Genomic DNA, 23,567 nt, shown 5'->3' with positions numbered 1-23,567 from the left:
GCCTTCAGACCGATGCGACGCCCGAGGTGCAGGGCTAGGCCGCGACTTGTTCCGGGCGGAGCGTTTTCATCGGGGGGCGGTCTTCGAGGGAGACCGTGGTGGTGTGGGGGATGAATTCGCCTTCTATCAAGGGGAATTGGGTCAGGGGGGCGCCGGAGTCGGGGACTCCGCTGCGGCGCAACGCCGTGCCGAGGATTTGGCGGCTCATGACGCCGAGGTCGGACAGGGGGCGGTTGCGGTGGGTGCGCACGCCCAGGTTGACCTGGGTGATGGCGTCCATGCCCATGGCGTCGTAGGTGTCGAGGAGCAGGCCGATCTCGACGCCGTAGCCGGAGGCGAAGGGGACCGCGGTGAGGAGTTCGCGGGTGCCCGCGTATTCGCCGCCGAGGGGCTGGATGACCTGGGCCAGTTCGGGACGAAGGGCCGCCAGGATGGGGCGGGCGACGAGTTCGGTGACCCGGCCGCCGCCGTTGGCGTCGACCGACTCGCCCTGACGTAAGGGGCGGCGGTAGTAGGCCTTGGACAGGTGCGTGCCGGGCATCATCAGCAGGGGGCCGAGGAGCTTGGGCACGAAGTCGGGGTCGGGGTCGATCAGGTCGGAGTCGACGAAGGCGATCAGGTCGCCGGAGGTACAGGCCAGCGAACGCCACAGCACCTCACCCTTGCCGGGGACCGGTTCGAGTTCGGGAACGGCTTCCTCGCGCGAGATCACCTCGGCGCCCGCCGCGCGTGCGCGTTCGGCGGTGGCATCGGTGGACCCGGAGTCGAGCACGATCAGTTCGTCGACCAGCGTGCCGAGCAGCGGCCGGATACTGGCCACGACGTCGGCGACGGTGTCCTGTTCGTTGAGCGCGGGCAGCACCACCGAAACGGTGCGTCCCGCCTTGGCGGCGATGAGCTCGCCGACCGTCCAATCAGGGGTGTCCCAGGTGTGGGTAGTGGCCCAGGCGGGCTCGCGGTGTTGGAGTTTCATGCCAAACCTCGCAGAGTTCGTGCGGGGGGCCGGATGCCCTGGATCGCGGCGATCATGTCCACGACCCGCCGGGTTTCGGCGACTTCGTGAACCCGGAAGATCCGAGCGCCCCTGGCGGCCGACCATGCGGTTGCCGCCAGTGTGCCCTCGACCCTTTCGGTAAGACCTACCCCTAGAGTCTCCCCGATAAAATCCTTGTTGCTCAGTGCCATCAGTACTGGCCATCCGGTTTTTACAAGACCGTCGATTCCGCGCAACAACTCGAGCCCGTGATAGGTGTTTTTCCCGAAATCATGGGTGGGATCGATCACGATGCCGTCGGCTCGCACACCCGCGGCCGCCGCATTTTCGGCCGCGGCGACGACCGTTTCGGTCACCTCGGCCACCACATCGGCGTACCGGACCCGGTGCGGCCGGGTGCGCGGCACGGCCCCGCCTGTGTGGCTGCAGACGATCCCCGCGCCCGTTTCGGCGGCGACGTGCACGAGGTCGGGGTCGGCGCCTGCCCAGGTGTCGTTGATCAGGTCGGCGCCCGCGTCCACCGCCGCCCGCGCGACGTCACCGCGCCAGGTATCCACACTGATCAACAGGTCCGGATATTTCGCCCGAATCGCCGCGACGAACGGCACCACCCGCTGCGTTTCCTCGACCGCGTCGACGGTGGCACCAGGCCCCGCCTTCACACCGCCGATGTCGACCAGATCGGCGCCTTCGTCGACCGCGCGCGAAACCCGTTCCATCGCGGCCGCGTCGCTGAACGTGGCGCCACGGTCGTAGAACGAGTCCGGCGTGCGATTCACGATCGCCATCACCAACGCGCGATCCGTCGCCACCGCGCGCCCACAGAAGGTCCCCGAGACTGCCGACAACTCCGCACCGCGACTGCTGGTGCACCGGGCAGGCGGTTCGTTCTCTGGTCGGAGTCCGGGCGCGCCCGACGAGTTACCCATGTTCATGCGAAATCAGACGTTACCTTGTCAGCGCGGGGCTCTACCGGCGGCGACGTCGTCGGCGTATTCGGCATAGGCGGGGATGTAGCCTTCCGTCGGGCCGGACAGCACGTACAGCTCACCGTCCGAATCCGGCGCGTACCCCTGCTTGCGCAATTCCACCTTGCGGCTCTTGAACGTCGAGGTCTGCTCCAATTCGGCGACCACGCGCACGTACAACGGGACCGCGTACAGCGGCAGTCGCTGGTAGGCGGTCGTCGCAAGGGCCTTTCCGTCGAACGAGGCGCCGTCGGCCAGCGTGATCGCCGCCATGCCCGCTTTGCCGTCGGTCCCCGGAATGTCGACACCGTAGACAACGGCCTGATCGACGCTCGGATCGTGCCCGAGCGCACCCTCCACCTCCGTGGTCGCCACGTTCTCGCCCTTCCACCGGAAGGTGTCGCCGAGCCGGTCGACGAACGCGATGTGCCATAGATGCTGATCACGCACGAGATCGCCGGTGTCGAACCAGCAGTCGCCCTTCTTGAACCCGTCGCGCACCAACTTGGCCTCCGACGCCTTCTTGTCGGTATACCCGTCGAAGGGTTGGCGGTTGTTCACCTTGGCCAGCAGGAGCCCGACACCGCCCGAGCGGACCTTGCGCAGCTTGCCGTTGGCGTCGCGTTTGGCCTTGCCGGTCTCGTCGTCGTATTCGACGACCGCGTAGGGCAGTGGGCCGAACCCGGCGGTCCGGTCGACGCCGAACGCGTTGACGAACGCCAGTGGCGCCTCGCTGGAACCGTAGAACTCGACCACCCGGCCGATCCCGAATCGACGGCGGAACTCGTCCCACAGTTCCGGCCGCAGCCCGTTGCCGACGGCCAAGCGCACCCGGTTACCCCGCTCGCTATCGCGAACCGGCTGGTTGAGCAGGTACCGGCACAACTCACCGATGTAGATGAACGCGGTCGCGCGCTCACGGGCGATCTCGTCCCAGAAACCCGACGCCGAGAACTTCCGACCGAGGACCAGGGTCGCCTGACCAGCGAGAACCGCGGGCAGCGCGACCGAGAGCGCGTTGTTGTGATAGAGCGGCAGGCAGCAGTAGAGGGCGTCGCCGGAGCGCAAACGGATACCGAGTCCGCCGAGCCCACCGATGCTCTTCGACCAGCGGTGATGGGTCATCACGCTGGCCTTCGGCATCCCGGTGGTGCCGGAGGTGAAGATCAGGAAGGCCCGTTCACCGGCGACGATCTGGGTGCACACGGCCGGGTCGGCGTCGGCCGCGGTGCGCGCGGTCTCGGCGAGTTCGTCGGCCGGGAGAATATTCGCGGCGGGCTCGGGCAGCGAATCCAGCGCGTCGGTGCATTCGTCGCCGACAACGATGAGCTTGCTGTCGAGCAGCCCGATGCTGTGCGCGAGGACTTCGTCGCGCTGGTTGTAGTTGAGCAGACCGACGGTAGCCCCCAGCTTCAGCACGGCAAGCACGGTGAACAGGGTTTCGGGCCGGTTGGTCATCAGCACACCGACGACGTCGCCACGGGTGATGCCGCGCTCGGAAAGCACTGCCGCGTAACGGTTCACCTCACTGTTGGCGGCGCGATAGGTGTAGGCGCGACCCTCGAAACGCAGAAACGTCCGGTCGGGATGGCGATGCGCGGCGCGCTGGAAATACTGTCCGATGGATGCTGTGGACTTCGGGGTCACCAGCATCTCGCGCGCGTTGCGCAACATGCCCGGGGCATCCAGTGCCATCCCGGGCAGGGCCTTGGCCAGGTCGAACACGCTCACCGTGTCGCGGGCGTCTTTGCTCACGTCGATCTCCTACTGTGCGGGCGCGACCGGTTCCAGCGCGGCGAACGCGGCGGACAGGTCACTGGCCACGATCAGGCGTTCACGAGCCTGTCGCGGCACAATCGTGCGTTCGGACAATTCATCGAGCCAATGGAACAGGCCGTCGTAGAAACCGTTGGCATTCAGCAGCACAACAGGTTTCGCGTGTTCACCGAGGTACCCGCCCGTCCAGGTCTCGAACAGTTCCTCGAGGGTGCCGATGCCGCCCGGCAGGGTGAGAAAGGCGTCGGCCCGCTGTTCCATCAGCTGTTTGCGCTGGCGCATCGTGTCGGTGACGAGCAGTTCATCGGCGTCGACATCGGCGACCTCCTTGTGCACCAGGTGTTTCGGGATCACCCCGATGGTATGCGCGCCACCGGCCCTCGCGGCGGTGGCGACCGCGCCCATCATCGACACGTGACCGCCGCCGGACACCAATTGCCAACCGCGCCGGGCGATTTCGGTGCCGACGCGCGCGGCGAGGCTGATCAGATCGGGATCGGTGGTGCTGGCCGAACAGTAGACACAGACGGAGTAGCTCACCATTGGTCCTCAGTGCCGAGACGTTCGATATTGGCGTGTTCGCCGGTTTCGCCCTGAATGATCCGCACGACCTCGTCGACGCTGTCGGTGACCTGGATCAGGTCGAGATCCTCGGGCGAGATCTTGCCCGAACCCGCCAGGGAGCTGCGCATCCAGTCGACCAGACCGGTCCAGTATTCGGTCCCGAACAGGATGATCGGGAAGCGGGTGATCTTGCGGGTCTGCACCAGGGTGAGCGCCTCGAACAGTTCGTCGAGGGTGCCGAAACCGCCGGGCAGGCAGACGAAGGCTTGCGAGTACTTCACGAACATCGTCTTGCGGACGAAGAAGTACCGGAAGTTGATCCCCAGGTCGACCCACTCGTTGAGCCCCTGCTCGAACGGCAGCTCGATCCCGAGCCCGATCGAGTAACCGCCAGCCTCCGAACAACCCCGGTTGGCCGCTTCCATCGCGCCGGGTCCACCGCCGGTGATCACCGCGAACCCGGCCTCGGAGAGCGCCGCGCCGATCGCCCGGCCCGCCGCGTACTCGGGATGATCGGGGCCCGTGCGCGCCGAACCGAACACCGTCACCGCGGGTGGAATCTCCGCGAGCGCGCCGAACCCCTCGACGAACTCGGCCTGAATCCGCAGCACCCGCCACGGATCGGTGTGCACCCACTCGCTGTCCTGCCGCGTGTCGAGCAGGTTCCGGTCGGCGGTCCGCACGCCGGGCTTGCGCTCGCGCCGGAACATCACCGGCCCACGGAACTTCGGTTTGACCTTCCCAACCTGTTCATCAGCGGAATCGGTAGACATGCTCCCAACCTACTGTGTTGGATTCCAGGGGCGGGTGCGCACTTGGTGGATCGGTCGGCGGCGCACTCGATCGAACCTAAGGATTTGACGATGTCCAGTGCAGTTCCCGGTCGTGTTCTCGGTGCGCTCGTCGGGCTGGCCGGTGCGCTGATCGCCGCGTTCGTTCTCGCTCCGCGCTTGTTGGCGAACCAGGCAGGCGCCGATTTCGGCGGCGAGGACGATCTTCGGCACGCGTTCGGCGCGGCCTTCGTCGACTATTGGCACTCCGGAACCCGGGAATTCACCGCTGAACTGGCGAATATCGTCGACTACTGGTTCCGCTATCACCTCGCGAAGGCAGTGCTCGCCGCGCTCCTGTTGGCCGTGCTCGTCACGCTCGCGGTGCTGCTGTGGCGGAGATTCATGGCGGCGGGCGGGACCGGCACACGGGTGGCACTCGCGGCGTCCGGCGGCGTGGCCACTGTGCTCGCGCTGTGCTCGCTGGTGCTGGTGCTTGCCAACGCGCAGGGCACGGTTGCCCCGTTCGCCTCGCTGCTGCCGATGGCTACCGACGAGGTCCGCGCCGAGGTGGGCCAGCGGTTGGCCGACGGCACCCGGACACCGCCACTGGACGCGATGATCGACGACTTCGCCCGGTACCACCTCGCGATGGCCGTACTCGCCGCCGTCACAGCCGCCTCCCTGCTCGGAGTGTGCGCACTGCTGTGGCGCACCCGCCGCCGGTCCCCTGACGGCCGCTCCCGCCGAGTGCTCGCCGCGTTCTGCACCCTCTCGGCAGTACTGGCGCTCGCGCTGATCGTGGTCGCCGTCGCGAACACCACCAACGCGTCCGACCCGGTCCCCGGCCTGGCCGCCCTGTTCACCGGCGGCTGGTAGGTGCCTACGGCTTCGACAGGTAGGTGCGCAGCATCGCGGTGACGGCGGTGATCTGGCTCAGCGGGACGTGTTCGTCGCGCTTGTGGGCGAGGTTGGGGTCGCCGGGGCCGAAGTTGACGGCGGGGATACCGCGGGCGGCGAAGCGGGAGACGTCGGTCCAGCCGTACTTGGCGCGCACCCCGCCGCCGCCGTGGGCGTTGACCGAGTCGATGAGGGTGCGGGCGGCCGGAGCGGTGAGGCCGGGCAGGGCGCCGGGCGAGAAATCGGTGACCTCGAAGGCGACATCGAGTCCGTCGAAGACCTCGCGAACGTGTGCGATGGCCTGCTCGACACTGCGGTCGGGAGCGAAACGGAAGTTCACATCGACTTCGGCGACATCGGGCACCACATTGCCCGCGACCCCGCCAGAGACTCGCACCGCCGACAACCCCTCGCGATACACACAACCGTCGATATCGACCTGCCGCGCCTCATAGACCGACAGCCGCGCCAACACTTCCGCCAGCTCGTGAATCGCGTTCTCCCCCAGCCATGCTCGGGCCGAATGCGCGCGCACACCGGAGGTGGTCAAGCGCACCCGCAAGGTGCCCTGGCAACCCGCCTCGATCCAACCCGCCGACGGCTCACCGAGAATCGCCAGATCACCTTCGAGCCATTCCGGCAATTCCCGCTCGATGTGCCCGAGACCGTTGAACTCGGCCGCGATCTCCTCACCGTCGTAGAAGATCAGCGTCAGATCGTGGGCCGGATCGGCGATCGTCGCGGCCAGGTGCAGGAACACTGCATCGCCGGACTTCATATCGACTGTGCCGCAACCGAACAGGACCGCTTCGCCGTCGACTTCGTCCGGTCGGCTCGGCACATTGTCGGCGATCGGCACCGTATCCAGATGCCCCGCGAGAATCACCCGAGTCGGCAGGCCGCGCTGGGTCCGCGCCAGCACCACGTTGCCGTGACGCACCACTTCGAACCCGGTGGTCTGCTCCCGTAATGCCTGCTCGACCAGATCCGCGATCTTGGCCTCGTCGCGCGAAACGCTCGGCACGTCGACTAGGGCGGCGGTCAACTGGATGGGATCAGCACGCAAATCGAGGGTCACATCTCGAGAGTAGTACGGACCGCGTCCGCCGCGGGGCGGCCAGACCGGCGTAATCACGCAATTCGGCCGCCGCCAATCAGAAAACTGACTCAGAACGGTCGAAGTGTGTGATTACGCCAGTCCGTATGGCCAGACGCACAGGGGTCGCGGAACACTCGCCGACGCTCGCGCGGCAAGATGGAGGGGTGAGTATTCAGGGAGCAACTGCAGTCGGCATCGCCAACGTGACCTCGGACGGAACCGTCCTCGACACCTGGTACCCCAGCCCCGAGCTGGGCGAGTTCACCGAAACCGGCTCCAAGCGCCTCGACGCCGCCGAGGCGGGCGAGTTCGCCGAGCTGCTCGGGGTGGACTCCGCGCGCGGGGTCGAGGTGATCGCTGTGCGCACCACGATCGCGGACCTGTCGGCCGCCCCGATCGACGCGCACGACGTCTACCTGCGCCTGCACCTGCTCTCGCACCGACTCGTGCAGCCGCACGGCCTGAGCCTGGACGGCCAGTTCGGCCTGCTCAGCAATGTGGTGTGGACCAACCACGGCCCGTGCGCGGTCGATGGCTTCGAGCAGACCCGCCTGAAGCTGCGCGCCCGCGGCCCGGTGACGGTGCTCAGCGTCGACAAGTTCCCCCGCCTGGTCGACTACGTGGTCCCCGCCGGTGTGCGCATCGGCGACGCCGACCGTGTCCGCCTCGGCGCGCACCTGGCCGCGGGCACCACCGTCATGCACGAGGGCTTCGTCAACTTCAACGCGGGCACCCTAGGCAACTCGATGGTCGAAGGCCGCATTTCGGCCGGCGTCGTGGTCGGCGACGGCTCCGATGTGGGCGGTGGCGCGTCGATCATGGGCACCCTGTCCGGCGGCGGCACCCAGGTCATCTCGGTCGGCGAGCGTTCACTGCTCGGCGCCAACTCCGGGCTCGGCATCTCGCTGGGCAACGACTGTGTGATCGAGGCGGGCCTCTACGTCACCGCGGGCACCAAGGTCACCGGCCCCGACGGTTCGATCGTCAAGGCGTCGACCCTGTCCGGCCAGGACAACCTGCTGTTCCGCCGCAATTCCACCAGCGGTGCCGTGGAAGTGGTGGCGCGCAAGGGAACCGGCGTCGAACTCAATGCCGCCCTGCACGCCAACGACTGAAACATTGCGGTTTCTTGACGATAGGTCTTGAAGTGCCGTCGGCGTTTATGTTTTCGTTACCGTACTTGTGCCCCGATCGGGGCAGCGAATGCGGAGGGATTCACCAAGAATGAAGTTCGGAAAGATCAGTACTGCGGTGTTCATGGCCGTCGCGGCGGTCGGGATCACCTCGGCCACCGCACACGGTGCGCCCGCAGTCGAGCCCACAGCGGGTCCGGGCGTGACGATTTCCCCGGCGGACAAGGCCATCACCTGGGCCGTCGACGCCGGCAAGTTCGAGATCACCGCCGACGGCGCCACCGTGCTGCTCAAGGGCACCGACGGTGCCACGGTGGACCAGGTGTCGCTGCGTCAGGAGGTCGCGGGCCTGCCGATCGCGATCGCCCCCGAGATCAGCCAGGATGGTCGCACCGTCAAGCTGGCCGCGTCGATGACGCCGCAGGATTCCGCGAAGCTCAGCGATGTCGCGGAGCTGAAGGACATCAGCGCCTACGACCGCTTCATGTACCAGACCCAGAAGAACATGCCCGGCATCGTGATCGGTGGCCTCATCGGCGTGCTCTTCCCGTTCCTGTGGATCGTCACCATTCCCGCGGGCATGTTCATCGGTGGCTATGTGATGGGCGGCGAGGCATTCCGCGAAGCCGTGATCGCGTACCTCACCGGCCAGCCCTGATCTGACATCGCGATAACGAAAGGCCTCGTACTTCTGCGGAGTACGGGGCCTTTTGGTGTGGTGGACGTCACCGTCACAACGAAGCCTCTCATCGCATCCCATGGTCGAACGCATAATCCATGGCAGGAGGCACTGATGAACATCGTGGTGATCGGGGCAGGGTACGCCGGGACTCTCGCGGCGAATCGGCTGCGCAAGAAGGCCCCTGACGCGCATATCACCGTGGTCAATCCGCGGGGTGACTTCATCGAACGGGTGCGGTTGCACGAGCAGATCGCGGGTAGCGGCACCGCGGCCCGCCCACTCACCGAGATGCTCGCCGCCGGGATCACGCTCGAGACCGCCAGCGCGGACAAGATCGGCGACGGGACTGTCACTCTCGACAACGGTCGCGACCTGGAATTCGACTCGGTGATTCTCGCGACGGGCAGCACCGCGAACCCGCTTCCCGGCGCGATCCCGGTCGGCACCTGGGAGGGAGCCGAACAGGCACGGACCGCGCTGGAGGCGCTGGCCGCGGGCGGGATCGTCACGGTGATCGGTGGAGGTCTCACCGGGATCGAGACCGCGGCCGAGCTCGCCGAGGCCCGGCCCTACCTGCGCGTGCGACTGGTGAGCGATACAGTGGCGGGTTCGCTGTCGACCGGTGCGCAGCGGCATGTGCGCAGCACGCTCGGCCGATTGACCGCCGACATCGTGGCCGATCAGGTCATCGAGATCGACGGGACGACCCTGCGGTTGGGCTCGGGCGCCGAACTCGACTCCGACCTCACGCTCTGGGCGATGTTCTCCGCGGTACCCGACCTCGCCGCGCGCAGCGGACTGGCCGTCGACGCCGACGGCAGGGCCCTGGTCGACGCCACTCTGCGTAGCGTGAGCGACCCCCGGATCTTCGCGGTCGGCGACTGCGCGGCGGTGCCCGGCATGCGGATGGCGTGCGCCACGGCAGCACCCCAGGGTGCTCACGCCGCCAATACACTGGTGCGGATGATCAAAGGACGTGAGCCGCAGCCCTTTTCGCTGGGTTACGTCGGGCAGGGGATCAGCCTCGGCAGGCACGACGGGTTGCAGCAGGTCACCGACCGCGCGGACACGGCGTCTCGGTTGTTCGTCAGCGGACCGATCGCGGCGTTCGTCAAAGAACGCGTGTGCCGCTTCGCCGCCACCGCCTCCCGCACCGGCAACACCGTGTGGTTGCGGGGTCCGAAGCGGTGATTCGTGAGACGGCGATCGAGCACACCTTCACCGAGAACCGGCGACTGCTGTTCTCGATCGCCTACGAGATCCTCGGCTCGGTGGTCGACACCGAAGACGTCCTGCACGACAGCTACCTGCTCTGGCGCGGGGTCGACCTGGCACTGATCGACAATCCGCGGGCCTACCTCGCCCAGATCGTCACGCGGCAGGCATTGGGCGTGCTGCGCTCAGCCGCGCGCCGACGCGAGGAGTACATCGGGCCGTGGTTGCCCGAGCCCTTGGCCACCGAGGCCGAGGGCGGGGTCGAGCATGTGCTGACCGGCGAGGCGGTGACCACCGCGATGCTGCTGGTGTTCGAGAAGCTGACGCCGCTGCAGCGTGCGGTGTTCGTGTTGCGCGAGGTGTTCGCGTTCGATTACTCGGAGATCGCGGCGGCGGTGGACAAGTCGGAAGCGGCTGTGCGCCAACTCAATCAGCGCGCCCGCGACCGGGTGCACGCGCAGCGCCACACCGCGATAGCCACCCCCGCCGAGGCGCAGTCGGTGGTGGAGCGGTTCTCGATCGCCGCCGCCACCGGCAATGTGCAGGCGCTGATGGACGTGCTCGCTCCCGACGTGGTGTTCCTCGGCGACGGTGGCGGGGTGGTGAACGCCGTGCGGCGACCGGTGCTCGGCCAGGACAAGGTGGCCAGGCTGGTCATCGGTCTGCTCGCCAAGGGGCAGCGGATGGGCGAGATGGGGGTGTACTTCGGCATCTACAACGCGATGCCCTCGATTCTGGCGACCGTCGACGGTGTGCTCGATCAGGTGACGTCCATCGAGGTCAGCGGAGGTGTCGTCACCGCGCTGTACAGCATGCGCAACCCCGAAAAGCTCAGCGCTGTACGGATTCCGGGATCAAGCCAGTAGCTTCTTCTGCACCTTGCCCATCGCATTACGCGGCAGCGAATCCACGAAGCGGACCTCCCGCGGGCGCTTGTGGGCCGAAAGCTGTTCGCCCACATAGGCAGTCAGCTCGTCACCGAGTGCGTCGGAGCCCCCGTCGCGCGCGACGACGAAGGCCACGATCCGCTGGCCGAGATCGGCATCGGGCAGTCCGACCACGGCTACTTCGGCGACCGCCGGATGGCCGAGCAGCGCCGTCTCGATCTCGCCAGCGCCGATGCGGTAGCCGCCGGATTTGATGAGGTCGATCGACTCGCGCCCGACGATGCGGTGGAAGCCGTCGGGGTCGATCACCGCGACGTCGCCGGTGCGGAACCAGCCGTCCTCGGTCCAGTCCTGCGCGGTGGCGTCGGGTCGGTTCAGGTAGCCGTCGAACAGCATCGGCCCGCGAACCTGCAGGCCACCGATACTCGTACCGTCGTGCGGAACTGGCTCGCTCGCTTCGTCACGCAGCCTCGTCTCCACCCCGCGCACCGGCGTGCCGACCCAGCCCGGCCTGCGCTCGCCGTCTGCCCGGGTGGACAGCGTGATCATGGTTTCGCTCATCCCGTACCGCTCCACCGGCGGCTGCCCGGTGAGCTCGGCCAGCTTCTCGAACACCGGCACCGGCAGCGGCGCACTGCCCGAGACCAGCAGCCGCGCCTTGCCCAGTTCCTTTGCCAGTTCCGGCTTTTCGACCACGCGTGACCACACTGTCGGCACCCCGAAGTACAGGCTGCCGCCCGCCGCCGCGTAGGCCTCAGGGGTCGGCTTGCCGGTGTGGATCACCGGGCTTCCGAACCGCAACGGCCCGAGGAGACCGAGGATCAGCCCGTGCACGTGGAACAGAGGAAGTCCGTGTACCAGTGTGTCTTTCCTCGTCCACGCCCATGCGTCCGCGAGGGCGTCGAGTCCGGCGGCGATCGCGCCGCGACTGAGCATCACACCTTTAGGCGCGCCGGTGGTGCCCGAGGTGTAGAGGATGAAAGCGGTTGCCGCAGGGGCGGGTTCGGGATAGGTGTGCCATGAACGCGCGTGCAGTCGCACCGGTACCACCGGTAGATCCGCGTCGTCCGGCGCCGCACCCAGCCAGGCCTGCGCACCCGAGTCGCGCAGCATGTGCGCGCGTTCGGCGACTCCCGCGTCCGGCGGCACCGGAACCACGGTCACCCCGGCGATCAGGCAGCCCACCACGGCGATCACGGTGCGCAGCGTCGGTTCGGCCAGCACGGCGACGCGGTCGGCGCGGGCGATCCGTTCCGCCACCGAGGTTGCCGAACCCAGCAGATCACTGCGCGACAGAGTGGCATCATCGATGGTGACGGCGTCGGGAATGTCATCCCCGGCGGCGACGGCGGCCGGATTCAGTGACGCGAGCAGCAGCGGCGGACCATAGGGCATCCGTCAACGCTAACGCGACGCGGTTCGGCGCCTGCTGCCGCCGCCTCCGTTGACACCCCGGCGACATGATGAGACATTCAACGTATAACTCTCTCACGCTCTCTTCGACGAAAACGGGGTCAACGATGACCATCCTGTCGCGCTCACGTTCACAGCAATCCGAACCGGTACCCTTCGACATCCGCGACTACATCGACGGCGCCGCCGCCTTCTACGGCGCGACCGCCAATGTGATCATGCAGCTCAGCCTGGCTCCCGTCGGCTACGGCGTCGCGGAATCGACGGTGCACAGCGGCAGCATCATGTTGCACCCGGTCAAGCGCACCCGGACCACGCTCACCTACCTGTCGGTGGCACTGATGGGCACCGACGCCGACCGCGAGGCCTACCGCACTGCCATCAACGGCGCGCACCGCCACGTCCACTCCACCGCCGACAGCCCCGTGAAATACAACGCCTTCGACAAGAACCTGCAGCTGTGGGTGGCGGCCTGCCTGTACTGGGGCTCGATCGACGTGATGGACCGCATCTACGGCCCCGTCGACGACACCATCGCCGACGACTTCTACGACTACGCCCACCACCTCGCCACCACCCTCCAGGTCCCGCGCGAGATGTGGCCCGCCGACCGCGCCGCCTTCGCCGCCTACTGGGCCGAACACCTGCCACAAACCAGCGTCGACCCCACCATCAAGGCCTACTTCGACCGGCTGCTCGACCTGAAAATGGTCACCCCACCCCTGCGTCTACTCCTCGCCCGCTTCCACCGCTGGTTCACCACCGGCCTACTCCCCCAACACATCCGCGACGAACTCGGCCTGTCCTGGACCCCCACCGACGAACGCCGCCTCAACCGCCTACTTCGCACCACCGGCACCATCTGGGGCCAGATGCCCCGCCCCATCCGCAACTTCCCCTTCAACGCCTGCCTCGCCGACATGCGCCGCCGCAACCGCCGAGGCAAGCCCCTCATCTGACAAGGGTCACCCCGCGCTAACCGTGCTCGTCTCACCGGCTGGGCGCGCGGTTCAGGGCGGGGGTTGGGCGGGGACGTACTGGGCGGTGATCCAGCGGCAGATCACGTCGACGACATAGCCTCGCTCGGCGTCCGTGAGAGCATGACCGGCCGGGATGTCGTGCCACTTCGACAGGCAGGTGCGACAGCACGTCGCGGTCGCGTGTTGCGCCACGAACACGGGATGCCCGCGATAGGGCGTTTGCTTGCCGTCATTGCGGGGTTCGGCGGGGGCCAACCGGGTGGCGATCAGCTCCTCGGCATGCTTGCGGACGGTGACGATACCGCGCAGATCGACTATCGCCCGGTCCCGGCCGTAGAGCCGGAACTTCGCGCGAAAGGGGTGCTGTCCGATTCGGCGCAGCCTGGCATCCAACTCGTCCATCGCCATCGATGGTGTCACAGTCAGAAGGGGGCTTGCTGCCACCAGCTGTCGCGGGCTTCGTCGTAGGAATGATCCGGCCACGACACCTCTACGACCGTGTTCGCGCTGAGTGGGTTGCTGTGTTCTCGGGCGGCGAGGGTGAACGGTGCGGCGGGGTCGCGGGGGCGGTAGGCGGTGACGCTGGTGCCGGGGAGCTCGCGGGTGGTGTCTTCGGTGGTGTGGCGGGTGAGGTAGGCGTCGGCGTCGGCGGTGGTCGGGAATTCGGTGTACCAGGCGGTGCGGCCGTCGACATCGGTGCAGGTGATCTGGCGCAGTGGGGCCGGGTCGCCGGGAAGCACGACCAGCGACGGGGTCGCGAAGCAGGTGGCTTCCCGCCAGCCGCGTCCGGTCGGTCCGGACGGGATCAACTCGGTAAAGCCCGCTGCTACCGACGCGTGCTCACCCCAGTTCGGTGCTGGAGCCATTCGGTTGGGGCGCACAAACTTCCAGTAGATCGCGCCGACGCCGATGACGCCGACCCCGGCGACCATCGCGAGCACGATCAGGCTCACCGCCAGCACCCGCCACCGCGAGGACACCGCACGATGCGGACGAGCTGACCCGAGCGGTTCGGACCGAACCTGCGGCACGGCGCGAGTCGTCGGCATGTTGGAGCCGGCGCTCGAAACAGATACTCCGCTAACGGGTTCGGCGGCCGTCGCGCGCTGCGCACTCGGCTGCTGCGCAGAATCCGGTGGACCGATCAGTGTCCGACCGGGCGCGCCCACCTCCGTGCGCGCCGACCAACGTTCCTGACCGCCCGGCTGGAGGGTCCCGGGTGCGCTCATCGCAACGGCACCCTCCAGTCCGCCGCCGTGACCGGCAGGCTGGGGCGTCCCGGATGCACTCGCCGCTGTCGCCGCGTGCGCGAAGGCCGAACAGCTGCTGAATCTTTCGGCAGGATCTTTCGCCATCGCCCGCGCGATCACCTCGTCGATTCCGGGTGGCAGGTCACCGACCACGGCAGCGGCGCGCGGCACCGGTTTGGTCAGGTGAGCTGCGACGACCGCACCGGGATTGTCTGCGGGAAAGGGGCTTTCGCCCGTAAGCAGCGTGAACAGCGTGCAGCCGAGCGAGTACTGGTCGGAGCGGTGATCGACCAGGGTGCCCGAGAGCTGTTCGGGGGACGCGTAGGCGAGGGTGGCGAGGAAGGCGCCGGTGCGGGTGAGTTGGCGGGCGTCGCCGCGCAGTCGGGCGATGCCGAAGTCGGTGAGCAGGACGCGGTCGCCGGTGCGGGTGGGGGCCAGCAAGATGTTGGCGGGCTTCACATCTCGGTGCAGAACGCCGCGCTCGTGGGCGTAGTCCAAAGCGTCGGCGGTTTGAGCGATGATGCCGACCGCACGGGCGGGGTCCATCGGTTCGTGGCGGAACACCGAGGCGTCGGTGCCGTCGACGTACTGCATGGAGATCCACATCAGGCCGTTTTCGACGCCGCGATCGAGCACCGATACGATGCCGGGATGGTCCAGGTGCGCCGACACATCGGCCTCGCGTTCGAACCTGCCGCGCACCTCGTGATCCGAATACAGTTCGCGATTCAGCAGTTTCAGCGCGACCCGGCGCGGCAGTCGCGGATGCGCCGCGAGATAGACGGTGCCCATGCCGCCCCGGCCGAGCAGCCGGTCGATCCGATACCCCGCGAACACCGTGCCCGCCTCGAACTCCACCCCGTGCATTCGTTGCAAGCCTTTCGATCCGATGTCACGCCGACCGCCTGACCCTAACTGCGGCGAGTTCGGACCACCTGGGCTGCGTACGGCTCAGGACAGGCGTTCGACGGCCTGGGCGATGCGCTCGTCGGTGGCGGTCAGTGCGATACGCACATGTTCGGGCGAACGGGGGCCGTAGAAATCGCCTGGGGCCGCGAGGATTCCACGGTCGGCCAGCCAGTCGAGGGTGACGCGGCACGGTTCGCCGCGCGTAGCCCACAGGTAGAGACCGGCTTCGGAGAAGTCGATGCGGAAGCCTGCTTGCTGCAAGGCTTTTCGCAGGATGTCGCGGCGGGCGCGGTAACGCTCGCGCTGTTCGGCCTCGTGCACGTCGTCGCTGAGCGCGGCGGTCATCGCGGCCTGGATCGGGAACGGCATGATCATGCCCGAGTGCTTGCGCACCTCGAGCAGTTCGGCCACCAACTCGGGATCGCCTGCCACGAAACCGGCGCGGTAGCTGGCCAGGTTCGAGGTCTTCGACAGGGAGTGGATGGCAAGCAGGTTGGTGTGGTCGCCGTCGCAGACGCGCGGGTCGAGGATCGAGACGGCCTCGCCCTCCCAGGTCAAGCCCAGGTAGCACTCGTCGGAGGCGACGATCGCGCCGCGCTCGCGAGCGAACGCTACCACCTTGCGCAGGTGCTCGATGGGCAGCACCTTGCCGGTGGGGTTCGAGGGCGAGTTCACGAAGATCAGCGCCGGGTTCTGCGGGCCGATCTGGGTGAGACCGTCTGCGCGCCAAGGCTTCGCGCCCGCCAGCAGCGCGCCGACCTCGTAGGTCGGGTAGGCGATCTCGGGGATCACCACCAGATCGTCGGGGCCCAGCCCTAGCAGCCTGGGCAGCCCGGCGATGAGTTCCTTGGTGCCGATCACCGGCAGCACCGCCGCCGGATCGACGCCGGTGACGCCGAATCTGCGCGCCAGCGCCGCGACGGCGGCGGAGCGCAGCTCAGGGGTGCCGTGCGTGGTCGGGTATCCGGGCACGGACGCGACCGAGCCCAGTGCCGCCCGGATCACCGGATCGACGGGGTCCACCGGCGTACCGACGGACAGATCGACCAGACCACCCGGATGAGCGGCCGCCTTCTGCTTCACCGCGGCGATCGTGTCCCACGGGAAATCAGGCAGCAGACTGCTCACACGGCCACGCGTGGGCACCCCCGCGCTCACTCTTCGGCCATCGGGGGCAGCGCCTTGATGAAGGCGGGGTCGAAATCGACCACACCGACCTTGGTCGCGCCACCGGGGGATCCCAGCTCGTTGAAGAAGTCGACGTTGGCGTTGATGTAACCGCTCCACTGGTCCGGAGTGTCGTCCTCGTAGAAGATCGCCTCTACGGGGCAGACCGGCTCACACGCACCACAGTCCACGCACTCGTCGGGTTGGATGTAGAGCATGCGACCGCCCTCGTAGATGCAATCCACGGGGCATTCCTCGATGCACGCCTTGTCCTTCACGTCAACGCACGGTTCAGCGATGATGTACGGCACTGCCGTTCTCCTAGTCTGTCCTCACCTGCGGGGTTACTCCGCCCCCGAAACACTATCCCGACCGCCCACATTACTCCCAGGTCAGCCTGCCCTAACTATGTTGTGACGCAGTCATGCCCAGGGGTCGATCACCGGCACCCCCGCTGCCACGAACGGTACGCCGTCCCGCGTCGCTACCGACATGCCCGCGTCCAGCGCCGTCGCGGCGATGTAGCCGTCGGCGGGAGCAATGGCCTGCCCGGCGGCCCGCGCCCTCGCCATGAGTTTCGCGTAGGACTCCGATACCGCGAGGTCGAAGGCAAGGATGCGACCGCTGAAAAGCGGCAGCACCTTCGTCTCCACCCGCTCCGAAAGCAGGTCACGGCGCCTGCCCGCCGGCATCGCCGCGATACCGAAGCGAATCTCGGCGACCGTCCCCGCGGACAGGTACAGGGTGTGTAGCGGTTGATCGTCGAGCCACTTCACCACGCGAGGATCGGGTGCGGTGCGCAGCGGTTCGGAGACCACGTTGGTATCGAGGATGATCATCCGAACTCCAGCGGCGCGGCGGGGGTCTTGTCGCGCGCGGTGAGCTGGTCGACCTCGTCGTCGGTCAAGGTCACCTCGCGGCCGATATCGGCGAGCAGCGAGCCGAGTTCCACCTGCACCGTGGGGAACACGACATCGATCAAGATCTGCCGCACCTCCGCCTCGGTACTGCGCCCGTGCTGCGCGGCGCGCACCCGCAACGCCTCCCGCACATCGTCGGGCAGATCACGAACCGTCAACCTCGCCATCACAACCCTCCCGGTGCAGTCATTGGCGCCAATGCCTTCATTGACGCCAACTTTACGCCCGGCGCGGTCCCTTGACCAGAGAAAACCGGGCGCGATCAGCTGACTGTCAGCGGCAGTGCTCGCGGGGCATGCTCGATGGCCCCATAGGTCGTGGTTCGTTCGCGGACCGGGCGACCGATACCCGCGGCGATCTCGGTGAGTTCGGCGACGGTTTTGGCGGAGCCGTGTTGGGAGCCGGCCATGCGGGAGATGGTTTCCTCCATCAGGGTGCCGCCGAGGTCGTTGGCGCCGCCGGTGAGCATGGCCTGGGTGCCGAGGGTGCCCAGTTTCACCCAGCTGGTCTGGATGTTGTGGATGCGGCCGTGGAGCATGATGCGGGCCAGGGCGTGGACGGCGCGGTTGTCGCGGTTGGTCGGGCCGGGGCGAGCGGCGCCTGCGAGGTAGAGCGGCGCGCTCTGGTGGACGAACGGGAGTGGCACGAACTCGGTGAAGCCGCCGGTTTCGTCCTGGATGCCGCGCAGGACCCGCAGGTGGCCGACCCAGTGCTTCGGGTTGTCCACATGCCCGTACATCATCGTCGAGCTCGACGGGATGCCCAGTTTGTGCGCGGTGGTGATGACCTCGATCCAGGCCGAAGTGGGGAGTTTGCCCTTGGTGAGCACCCAGCGGACCTCGTCGTCGAGGATTTCGGCGGCCGTTCCGGGGATCGAACCCAATCCGGCCTCCTTGAGCGCCGAGAGCCAGTCGTGGATGCTATGGCCGCCCCGGGAGGCACCGTTGACGATCTCCATCGGGCTGAACGCGTGGACGTGCATCTCCGGGACGCGCGCTTTGATGGCGCGGACCAGGTCGGCGTAGCCGGTGACGGGCAGTTCCGGGTCGATGCCGCCCTGCATGCAGATCTCGGTGGCGCCGTCGACGTGGGCTTCCCACGCGCGATCGGCGACCTCGTCGGTGCTCAAGGTGAACGCGTCGGCGTCGCCCTTGCGCTGAGCGAAGGCGCAGAAGCGGCAGCCGGTGTAGCAGATGTTGGTGAAGTTGATATTGCGGTTGACGACGTAGGTGACCTCGTCACCGGAGACCTCGCGCCTTAGCAAATCAGCCAGTGCTGCAACAGCTTCCATATTCGCACCGTCGGCGGTCGCCAACGCGAGGTACTGGTCGTCGGTGAGACCGGCCGGGTCCTTCTCGGCGGCTCGCAGGGCGTCGAGCACTTCGGAATCCAGACGCTCCGGCGCGACGACGGCCAGGTCACGAGCGTGTTCGCGAATCGTCTCCCAGTCACCGAACGCGCCGACAACCTCTTGACCGAGCCCGGAATCGCTGCGGCTGTCGGTGTTTCGGCCCTCGGTGTCGATGGCGGTGTTCAGGTCGACGCGGCCGACGGAATCCCACGACTCATCCGGTTCCTGCCACGGCAGACCGACCGGCATGACATCGGGCCTGGCCAGCCCGGTCGCGGGGTCGGTGAGCGCGTCGACGTGCGCGCCGATACGCGGATCGATCCAAGGATGTCCCGCGCGAACATATTTCGGGTGCGCGGAGGTGCGTTCGACGAGGGTGAACCCGGCCGCCTCGGTGATCTCGCGCAGGGTATCCAGGTTCGGCCACGGACGTTCGGGATTGACGTGATCGACCGTCACCGGCGACACCCCACCCCAGTCATCGATGCCCGCGTCGATCAACGCCCGGCAATCACTGTGCGACACCAGGTTCGGCGGTGCCTGCACCGGAACATCCGGTCCGAGAAGCAGTCTCGTCACCGCGACGGTCGCCAGGAACTCCTCGACGCCCGCGTCGGGCACATCGCGCATGGCGGTGTCGTTCTTGGCCCGGAAGTTCTGCACGATCACTTCCTGGATGTGCCCGAACTCCCTGTGCTGCTTGCGAATAGCCATGATCGACTCGGCCCGCTCGGTGAGATTCTCCCCGATGCCGACCAGGATGCCGGTGGTATAGGGCACCGAGAGCCTGCCCGCGTCGGTGATCGAACGCAGCCGGACCGCGGGGTCCTTGTCGGGACTGCCGTAATGGCATTCGCCCTTGTCGGTGAACAGCCGGGTGGCGGTGGTCTCGAGCATCATGCCCATGGACTGGGCGACGGGCTTGAGGCGCGAGATCTCGTTCCAGCTCATCACGCCGGGGTTCAGATGCGGCAGCAGACCGGTTTCCTCGAGCACGAGGATGGACACGGCGCGCAGGTAGTCGAGGGTGGAGTCGTAGCCGCGTTCGTCGAGCCACTGCGCGGCCTCGGGCCAGCGGTCCTCCGGCCGGTCACCGAGGGTGAACAGCGCTTCCTTGCATCCCAACGCGGCACCCTGGCGGGCGATCTCGAGGACCTCGTCGGGTTCGAGGAACATGCCCTTGCCCTCGGCGCGCAGCTTGCCCGGCACCGTGACGAACGTGCAGTAGTGACACTTGTCCCGGCACAGCTTGGTGAGCGGGATGAACACATTGCGCGAATAGGTGATCGTGGCGGGTCGGCCCGCCGATTCCAGACCGGCGTCGCGAACCCGTGCCGCACTGGCGCACAGGTCGACGAGGTCGTCGCCGGTGGCGTGGAGCAGGACGGTGGCCTCGTCGACGTTCAACGTGACGCCGTCGCGGGCCCGGCGCAGGGCCCGGCGCATCGCGGCGGGATTCGGCGGCGGCATCGGAACGCTCGGCTTCGGAAGGTCGCTCACCCCGTCGATCATGCGCTACTTCTCTCCCGGACGTGTGGTCGGCTGCTCACGCCGCTCCCGGCGGGCGCGGCGTGGTCGTCCTTGTCCGACGACAACCTCGGGTGTGACCGCGGGTATTCCCGAGCGGGTGAACTCGTCGGACCGGCATGGAAGCATGGTCAGCATGTCGTTGCCGCGCTCCACCATTCTGGCCGAACCGGCCTGGCGTCCGAGTTCCAAGGCCAAGCTGCTGTGGGCGTTGGAGAACGTGATCGGGATCGTCATCGCGATCGTGGCGCTCACGGTGTGGGCGGTGCTCGACGACGGGCATCGTGGGTGGCAGGCGGTCGCCGGGCTGGCGGTCGTGGCGCTCGCGGTGGTCGGGATCGTGGTGATTCCGGCGTGGCGGTACGCGGTGCATCGGTGGGAGGTCACCGATGAGGCCGTGTACACGCGGGTGGGGTGGCTGGATCAGGACTCGAGGGTCGCGCCGATCTCGCGGGTGCAGACCGTGGACACCGAGCGTGGGCCGCTGGAACGGATGCTGGGGTTGGCGACCGTCACGGTGACCACCGCGTCGTCGGCGGGGGCGGTGAAGATCAGTGCCCTGGATCTGCCGGTGGCCGAGGAGACGGTGCTGCGGTTGACCGCCATCGCCGCCCAGCACCGCGGGGACGCGACGTGACCAGCACCGAGACCGCGTGGCAGCGGCTGGACCCACGCATGCTGCTGGTGTATCCGGTGACCGAGATCGTGAAATACATTCCGGTGCTGCTCGGCACGATCATCGTCGGCACCACCAGCGGAAATCCGCTGTGGAGTCTGATCCCGGTGTCGCTGGTCGCGGCGTTCGGCGTGGCGCGGTGGTTCACCACGTCGTATCGGATCGACGGTGATCATGTGCAGTTGCGCAGTGGGATCGTGGCGCGCCGGACCTTGTCGGTGCCGCGGCCGCGGATTCGGTCGGTGGATGTGGAAGCCGATCTGCTGCACCGGGTTCTGGGGCTGGCGGTGCTGGCGATCGGGACTGGAAATCAGGCCGCCAAGGGCGAGGAATTCAAGCTCGACGCGCTCGACACGAGTCGGATTCCTACTTTGCGGGCCGAATTGCTCTCGCACACAGCGCGACACGCGCCGGAGGACGTGCAGGTTTCGTCACCGGACCAGAGCGCGGAATCCGGTGTGGAGATCGGGCACTGGCAGCCGGCGTGGGTGCGGTACGCGCCGTTGTCGCTGACCGGGCTCGCGATCTTCGCGCCGATCGTGGGGCTCGCGGGGCAGTACGGGCTCATCGAAGTGATCTCGAAAAGCTCTGCGGTGCAAGGGCTCGGGGACGACAGTGCGGCCGGGGTCACCATCGTGATCGTCGGATTGACCGTGCTGTCACTGGTTTTGGTGAGCCTGGCGGCCTGCGCCCAATACCTCGCCACCTGGTACCGCCTGCGCGTGCTCGACAACGGCACCACCCTGCACCTGCGCCACGGCCTGTTCACCACCCGCCAGATCACCCTCGACTTGGCCCGTTTCCGCGGCGCCACCCTCAACGAACCACTCCTGCTGCGCGCCGCACACGCTGCCCAGCTCGAAATGATCATGACCGGCGAGAACCCCCGCCAGAAGATCCTCCCCCAGGCCCCACGCACCGCCGTCGAACAAACCCTCGACGAACTATTGCGCACCCGCCGCCGACCCAACCCCGAGAATTCGACTGCCCCACAACCCATCACCGGCACCACCCTCGGCACCATCGACTTGCACCTGCACGGCCCCGCTGCCCGCCGTCGCCGCTACACCCGCGCCGCGTGGCCTGTCGGCGGCATCATCGTCGCCATGCTCGCCATCACGATCGCGGGCGGTCACCTACCGGCGTGGACCTGGACGTTGCCGGTGGTCTTCGCCCTGATCATGGCCGCGCTCGCCGAAGACCGCTATCGAGGCCTCGGCCATCGCGTGCTTCCGGGAACCACCGGCCCGACCTGGCTGATCACCCGCCGGGGCAGCCTCGATCGCAATCGCGACTGTCTCGAAGCACCGGGCATCATCGGCTGGACCGTGCGTCAGACCTTCTGGCAACGCCGCGCGGGCCTGGCGACCGTCGTCGCGGCAACGGCCGCGGGCAAGAAGGCCTATTCGGTGGTCGACATCCCGATCGAGCAGGCCGCCGAACTGATCGAGACGGTCACCCCGGGACGACTCGGCAAACGCTGAATCGACCGCGAGACCGCTACTCGCGACCGACCCCCACGACGGTGCACAGACCCGCCGAACCCCGATAGCGGCGTGGTGCCGCAATGCGGCGTAGCGTTCCACACGATCGCCGTGCCGCTGACGCAAGGGGTGTGTCGTGCAGTTCACCGAGGTAATCGAGACCGCAGGACAGGTGCTCGACGCGGCGGGTGTCGCGGCGATCGTCATCGGCGGGTTGGTCGGCACGATCCGGTTCCTGCGGCAACTGGCAGGCCGCCAGGATTTCGACCTCGCCTATCGCACCTATCGGCGCGGCCTCGGCCGGGCGATTCTGCTCGGTCTGGAATTCCTGGTCGCCGCCGACATCATCCGCACGGTCGCCATCGCCCCGACCTTCACCAGCGTCGGCGTACTGGCCTTGATCGTGCTGGTGCGGACGTTCCTGAGCTACTCGCTCGAACTCGAACTGACCGGCCGATGGCCCTGGCAGAAGACCCCCAGCTAGCGGGCGTTCGAGCGGTAATACAGGTAGCCCGCGGGCGCGAGCACGCCGCAGGCGAACAGCAGCAGGGTGCGCCCGTCGCTGCCGAGCATGATGTCACCGCCGGGCCCGCGCGTGGCGCAGACCAGGAACCCGAACACCCACACCACGATCGGGGCGAAGGTGAACCCGATCCGGTCGGTCACCGATTCCATGCCGTAGACCAGGGCGATATTGATCGGCGCGGCCAGCAGCGCCACCGCGGGAAAGGGGAACGAGCCGATATAGGTGGGCAGGAACAGCACTTCGACGGCCAGGGTGATCAGTGCGTCGAGGAGCAGCAGCACGACGATCAGTCCCGCGATCAGCGGATCCGCCACGCGGGGCAGGCGCGCGGACCGCAGCACGGCGGTGGGCTGATCGTGATCGGTCACCATGGGCG

The 23,567-nt window shown here is 67.6% G+C and carries 24 protein-coding genes; 9 read left to right on the top strand and 15 right to left on the bottom strand.

The window, feature by feature from the left end; translation table 11 throughout:
• Positions 1-34 precede the first annotated feature (34 nt).
• The 5 genes from ACFW6D_RS08635 to ACFW6D_RS08615 form a co-directional block, all read right to left on the bottom strand.
• Positions 35-973 carry a glucosyl-3-phosphoglycerate synthase gene (locus ACFW6D_RS08635; protein WP_379326158.1) on the bottom strand — a complete coding sequence of 313 codons (939 nt, stop codon included), beginning with the start codon at positions 971-973 and terminating at the stop codon, positions 35-37.
• Entirely contained in the window at positions 970-1,842 is an 873-nt protein-coding gene (folP, locus tag ACFW6D_RS08630; protein ID WP_379326156.1) for a dihydropteroate synthase, read from the bottom strand. Before folP ends, ACFW6D_RS08635 begins: the two co-directional genes overlap by 4 nt.
• Positions 1,843-1,950: 108 nt before the next feature.
• The gene (locus ACFW6D_RS08625) at positions 1,951-3,717 is read right to left on the bottom strand and encodes a long-chain-acyl-CoA synthetase (RefSeq protein ID WP_379326154.1); all 1,767 of its coding nucleotides are present in this window, start codon (positions 3,715-3,717) and stop codon (positions 1,951-1,953) included.
• A gap of 9 nt (positions 3,718-3,726) precedes the next feature.
• The gene (locus ACFW6D_RS08620; protein WP_379326152.1) at positions 3,727-4,281 is read right to left on the bottom strand and encodes a TIGR00730 family Rossman fold protein; all 555 of its coding nucleotides are present in this window, start codon (positions 4,279-4,281) and stop codon (positions 3,727-3,729) included.
• The gene (locus ACFW6D_RS08615) at positions 4,275-5,075 is read right to left on the bottom strand and encodes a TIGR00730 family Rossman fold protein (RefSeq protein ID WP_379326150.1); all 801 of its coding nucleotides are present in this window, start codon (positions 5,073-5,075) and stop codon (positions 4,275-4,277) included. The genes ACFW6D_RS08620 and ACFW6D_RS08615 overlap by 7 nt, the downstream gene beginning before the upstream one ends.
• 90 nt (positions 5,076-5,165) lie before the next feature.
• Here ACFW6D_RS08615 and ACFW6D_RS08610 point away from each other — a divergent pair, with 90 nt between their 5' ends.
• Entirely contained in the window at positions 5,166-5,951 is a 786-nt protein-coding gene (locus ACFW6D_RS08610; RefSeq protein ID WP_379326148.1) for a hypothetical protein, read from the top strand.
• Between the two features lie 4 nt (positions 5,952-5,955).
• Here the strand turns inward: ACFW6D_RS08610 and dapE are convergent, their stop codons facing one another.
• Positions 5,956-7,050 (bottom strand): succinyl-diaminopimelate desuccinylase, encoded by a 1,095-nt coding sequence (gene dapE, locus ACFW6D_RS08605; protein ID WP_379326146.1) that lies wholly within the window; start codon positions 7,048-7,050, stop codon positions 5,956-5,958.
• A 185-nt stretch (positions 7,051-7,235) separates the two neighbouring features.
• Here dapE and dapD point away from each other — a divergent pair, with 185 nt between their 5' ends.
• The 4 genes from dapD (at position 7,236) to sigJ (ending at position 10,967) form a co-directional block, all read left to right on the top strand.
• Positions 7,236-8,186 carry a 2,3,4,5-tetrahydropyridine-2,6-dicarboxylate N-succinyltransferase gene (gene dapD / locus ACFW6D_RS08600; RefSeq protein WP_379326144.1) on the top strand — a complete coding sequence of 317 codons (951 nt, stop codon included), beginning with the start codon at positions 7,236-7,238 and terminating at the stop codon, positions 8,184-8,186.
• Positions 8,187-8,295: 109 nt separating this feature from the next.
• The gene (locus ACFW6D_RS08595; protein ID WP_379326142.1) at positions 8,296-8,862 is read left to right on the top strand and encodes a hypothetical protein; all 567 of its coding nucleotides are present in this window, start codon (positions 8,296-8,298) and stop codon (positions 8,860-8,862) included.
• Between the two features lie 135 nt (positions 8,863-8,997).
• Complete coding sequence (locus tag ACFW6D_RS08590) at positions 8,998-10,077, top strand: NAD(P)/FAD-dependent oxidoreductase (protein WP_379326140.1); 1,080 nt, start codon at positions 8,998-9,000, stop codon at positions 10,075-10,077.
• On the top strand, positions 10,074-10,967 hold the full coding sequence (sigJ, locus tag ACFW6D_RS08585) for an RNA polymerase sigma factor SigJ (protein ID WP_379326138.1): 894 nt from the start codon (positions 10,074-10,076) through the stop codon (positions 10,965-10,967). The genes ACFW6D_RS08590 and sigJ overlap by 4 nt, the downstream gene beginning before the upstream one ends.
• Here sigJ and ACFW6D_RS08580 read toward each other — a convergent pair.
• Positions 10,956-12,383: an acyl-CoA synthetase gene (locus tag ACFW6D_RS08580; protein WP_379326136.1), complete on the bottom strand. Its 1,428-nt coding sequence runs from the start codon at positions 12,381-12,383 to the stop codon at positions 10,956-10,958. The two genes, sigJ and ACFW6D_RS08580, sit on opposite strands and share 12 nt — an antisense overlap.
• Before the next feature lie 125 nt (positions 12,384-12,508).
• On the opposite strand from ACFW6D_RS08580, the gene ACFW6D_RS08575 reads away from it, so the two are divergent.
• Complete coding sequence (locus tag ACFW6D_RS08575; protein WP_379326134.1) at positions 12,509-13,360, top strand: oxygenase MpaB family protein; 852 nt, start codon at positions 12,509-12,511, stop codon at positions 13,358-13,360.
• Positions 13,361-13,411: 51 nt separating this feature from the next.
• Here the strand turns inward: ACFW6D_RS08575 and ACFW6D_RS08570 are convergent, their stop codons facing one another.
• From ACFW6D_RS08570 to ACFW6D_RS08540, 7 genes are all read right to left on the bottom strand, one after another.
• The gene (locus ACFW6D_RS08570; RefSeq protein ID WP_379326132.1) at positions 13,412-13,783 is read right to left on the bottom strand and encodes a DUF4186 domain-containing protein; all 372 of its coding nucleotides are present in this window, start codon (positions 13,781-13,783) and stop codon (positions 13,412-13,414) included.
• Positions 13,784-13,803: 20 nt separating this feature from the next.
• Positions 13,804-15,498 carry a serine/threonine-protein kinase gene (locus tag ACFW6D_RS08565; RefSeq protein ID WP_379326301.1) on the bottom strand — a complete coding sequence of 565 codons (1,695 nt, stop codon included), beginning with the start codon at positions 15,496-15,498 and terminating at the stop codon, positions 13,804-13,806.
• Positions 15,499-15,582: 84 nt separating this feature from the next.
• Positions 15,583-16,668: a succinyldiaminopimelate transaminase gene (gene dapC / locus ACFW6D_RS08560; protein ID WP_379326130.1), complete on the bottom strand. Its 1,086-nt coding sequence runs from the start codon at positions 16,666-16,668 to the stop codon at positions 15,583-15,585.
• Positions 16,669-16,694: 26 nt separating this feature from the next.
• A complete protein-coding gene (fdxA, locus tag ACFW6D_RS08555; RefSeq protein WP_056813450.1) occupies positions 16,695-17,018 on the bottom strand; it encodes a ferredoxin in 324 nt (107 codons plus the stop codon).
• Between the two features lie 111 nt (positions 17,019-17,129).
• Entirely contained in the window at positions 17,130-17,546 is a 417-nt protein-coding gene (locus ACFW6D_RS08550) for a type II toxin-antitoxin system VapC family toxin (RefSeq protein ID WP_379326128.1), read from the bottom strand.
• Positions 17,543-17,794, bottom strand: a complete 252-nt coding sequence (locus ACFW6D_RS08545) for an Arc family DNA-binding protein (protein WP_379326126.1) — start codon at positions 17,792-17,794, stop codon at positions 17,543-17,545. The genes ACFW6D_RS08550 and ACFW6D_RS08545 overlap by 4 nt, the downstream gene beginning before the upstream one ends.
• 95 nt (positions 17,795-17,889) lie before the next feature.
• Complete coding sequence (locus ACFW6D_RS08540) at positions 17,890-20,490, bottom strand: bifunctional FO biosynthesis protein CofGH (RefSeq protein ID WP_379326124.1); 2,601 nt, start codon at positions 20,488-20,490, stop codon at positions 17,890-17,892.
• A 151-nt stretch (positions 20,491-20,641) separates the two neighbouring features.
• Here ACFW6D_RS08540 and ACFW6D_RS08535 point away from each other — a divergent pair, with 151 nt between their 5' ends.
• The 3 genes from ACFW6D_RS08535 to ACFW6D_RS08525 all read left to right on the top strand — a co-directional run bounded on the left by ACFW6D_RS08535 (position 20,642) and on the right by ACFW6D_RS08525 (position 23,149).
• Positions 20,642-21,142 (top strand): PH domain-containing protein, encoded by a 501-nt coding sequence (locus ACFW6D_RS08535; RefSeq protein ID WP_379326122.1) that lies wholly within the window; start codon positions 20,642-20,644, stop codon positions 21,140-21,142.
• A 38-nt stretch (positions 21,143-21,180) separates the two neighbouring features.
• Positions 21,181-22,665 (top strand): PH domain-containing protein, encoded by a 1,485-nt coding sequence (locus ACFW6D_RS08530; RefSeq protein ID WP_379326299.1) that lies wholly within the window; start codon positions 21,181-21,183, stop codon positions 22,663-22,665.
• 136 nt (positions 22,666-22,801) lie between these two features.
• Positions 22,802-23,149 (top strand): DUF1622 domain-containing protein, encoded by a 348-nt coding sequence (locus tag ACFW6D_RS08525; RefSeq protein WP_379326120.1) that lies wholly within the window; start codon positions 22,802-22,804, stop codon positions 23,147-23,149.
• Here the strand turns inward: ACFW6D_RS08525 and ACFW6D_RS08520 are convergent.
• Positions 23,146-23,562: a hypothetical protein gene (locus ACFW6D_RS08520; protein WP_379326118.1), complete on the bottom strand. Its 417-nt coding sequence runs from the start codon at positions 23,560-23,562 to the stop codon at positions 23,146-23,148. The two genes, ACFW6D_RS08525 and ACFW6D_RS08520, sit on opposite strands and share 4 nt — an antisense overlap.
• Positions 23,563-23,567: the final 5 nt, after the last annotated feature.

The organism is Nocardia sp. NPDC058705 (assembly GCF_042749305.1).
Taxonomy (GTDB): Bacteria; Actinomycetota; Actinomycetes; order Mycobacteriales; family Mycobacteriaceae; genus Nocardia.
The sequence above is the reverse complement of the archived record's forward strand: the minus strand, read 5'-3'. Positions and strand labels throughout refer to the sequence as shown.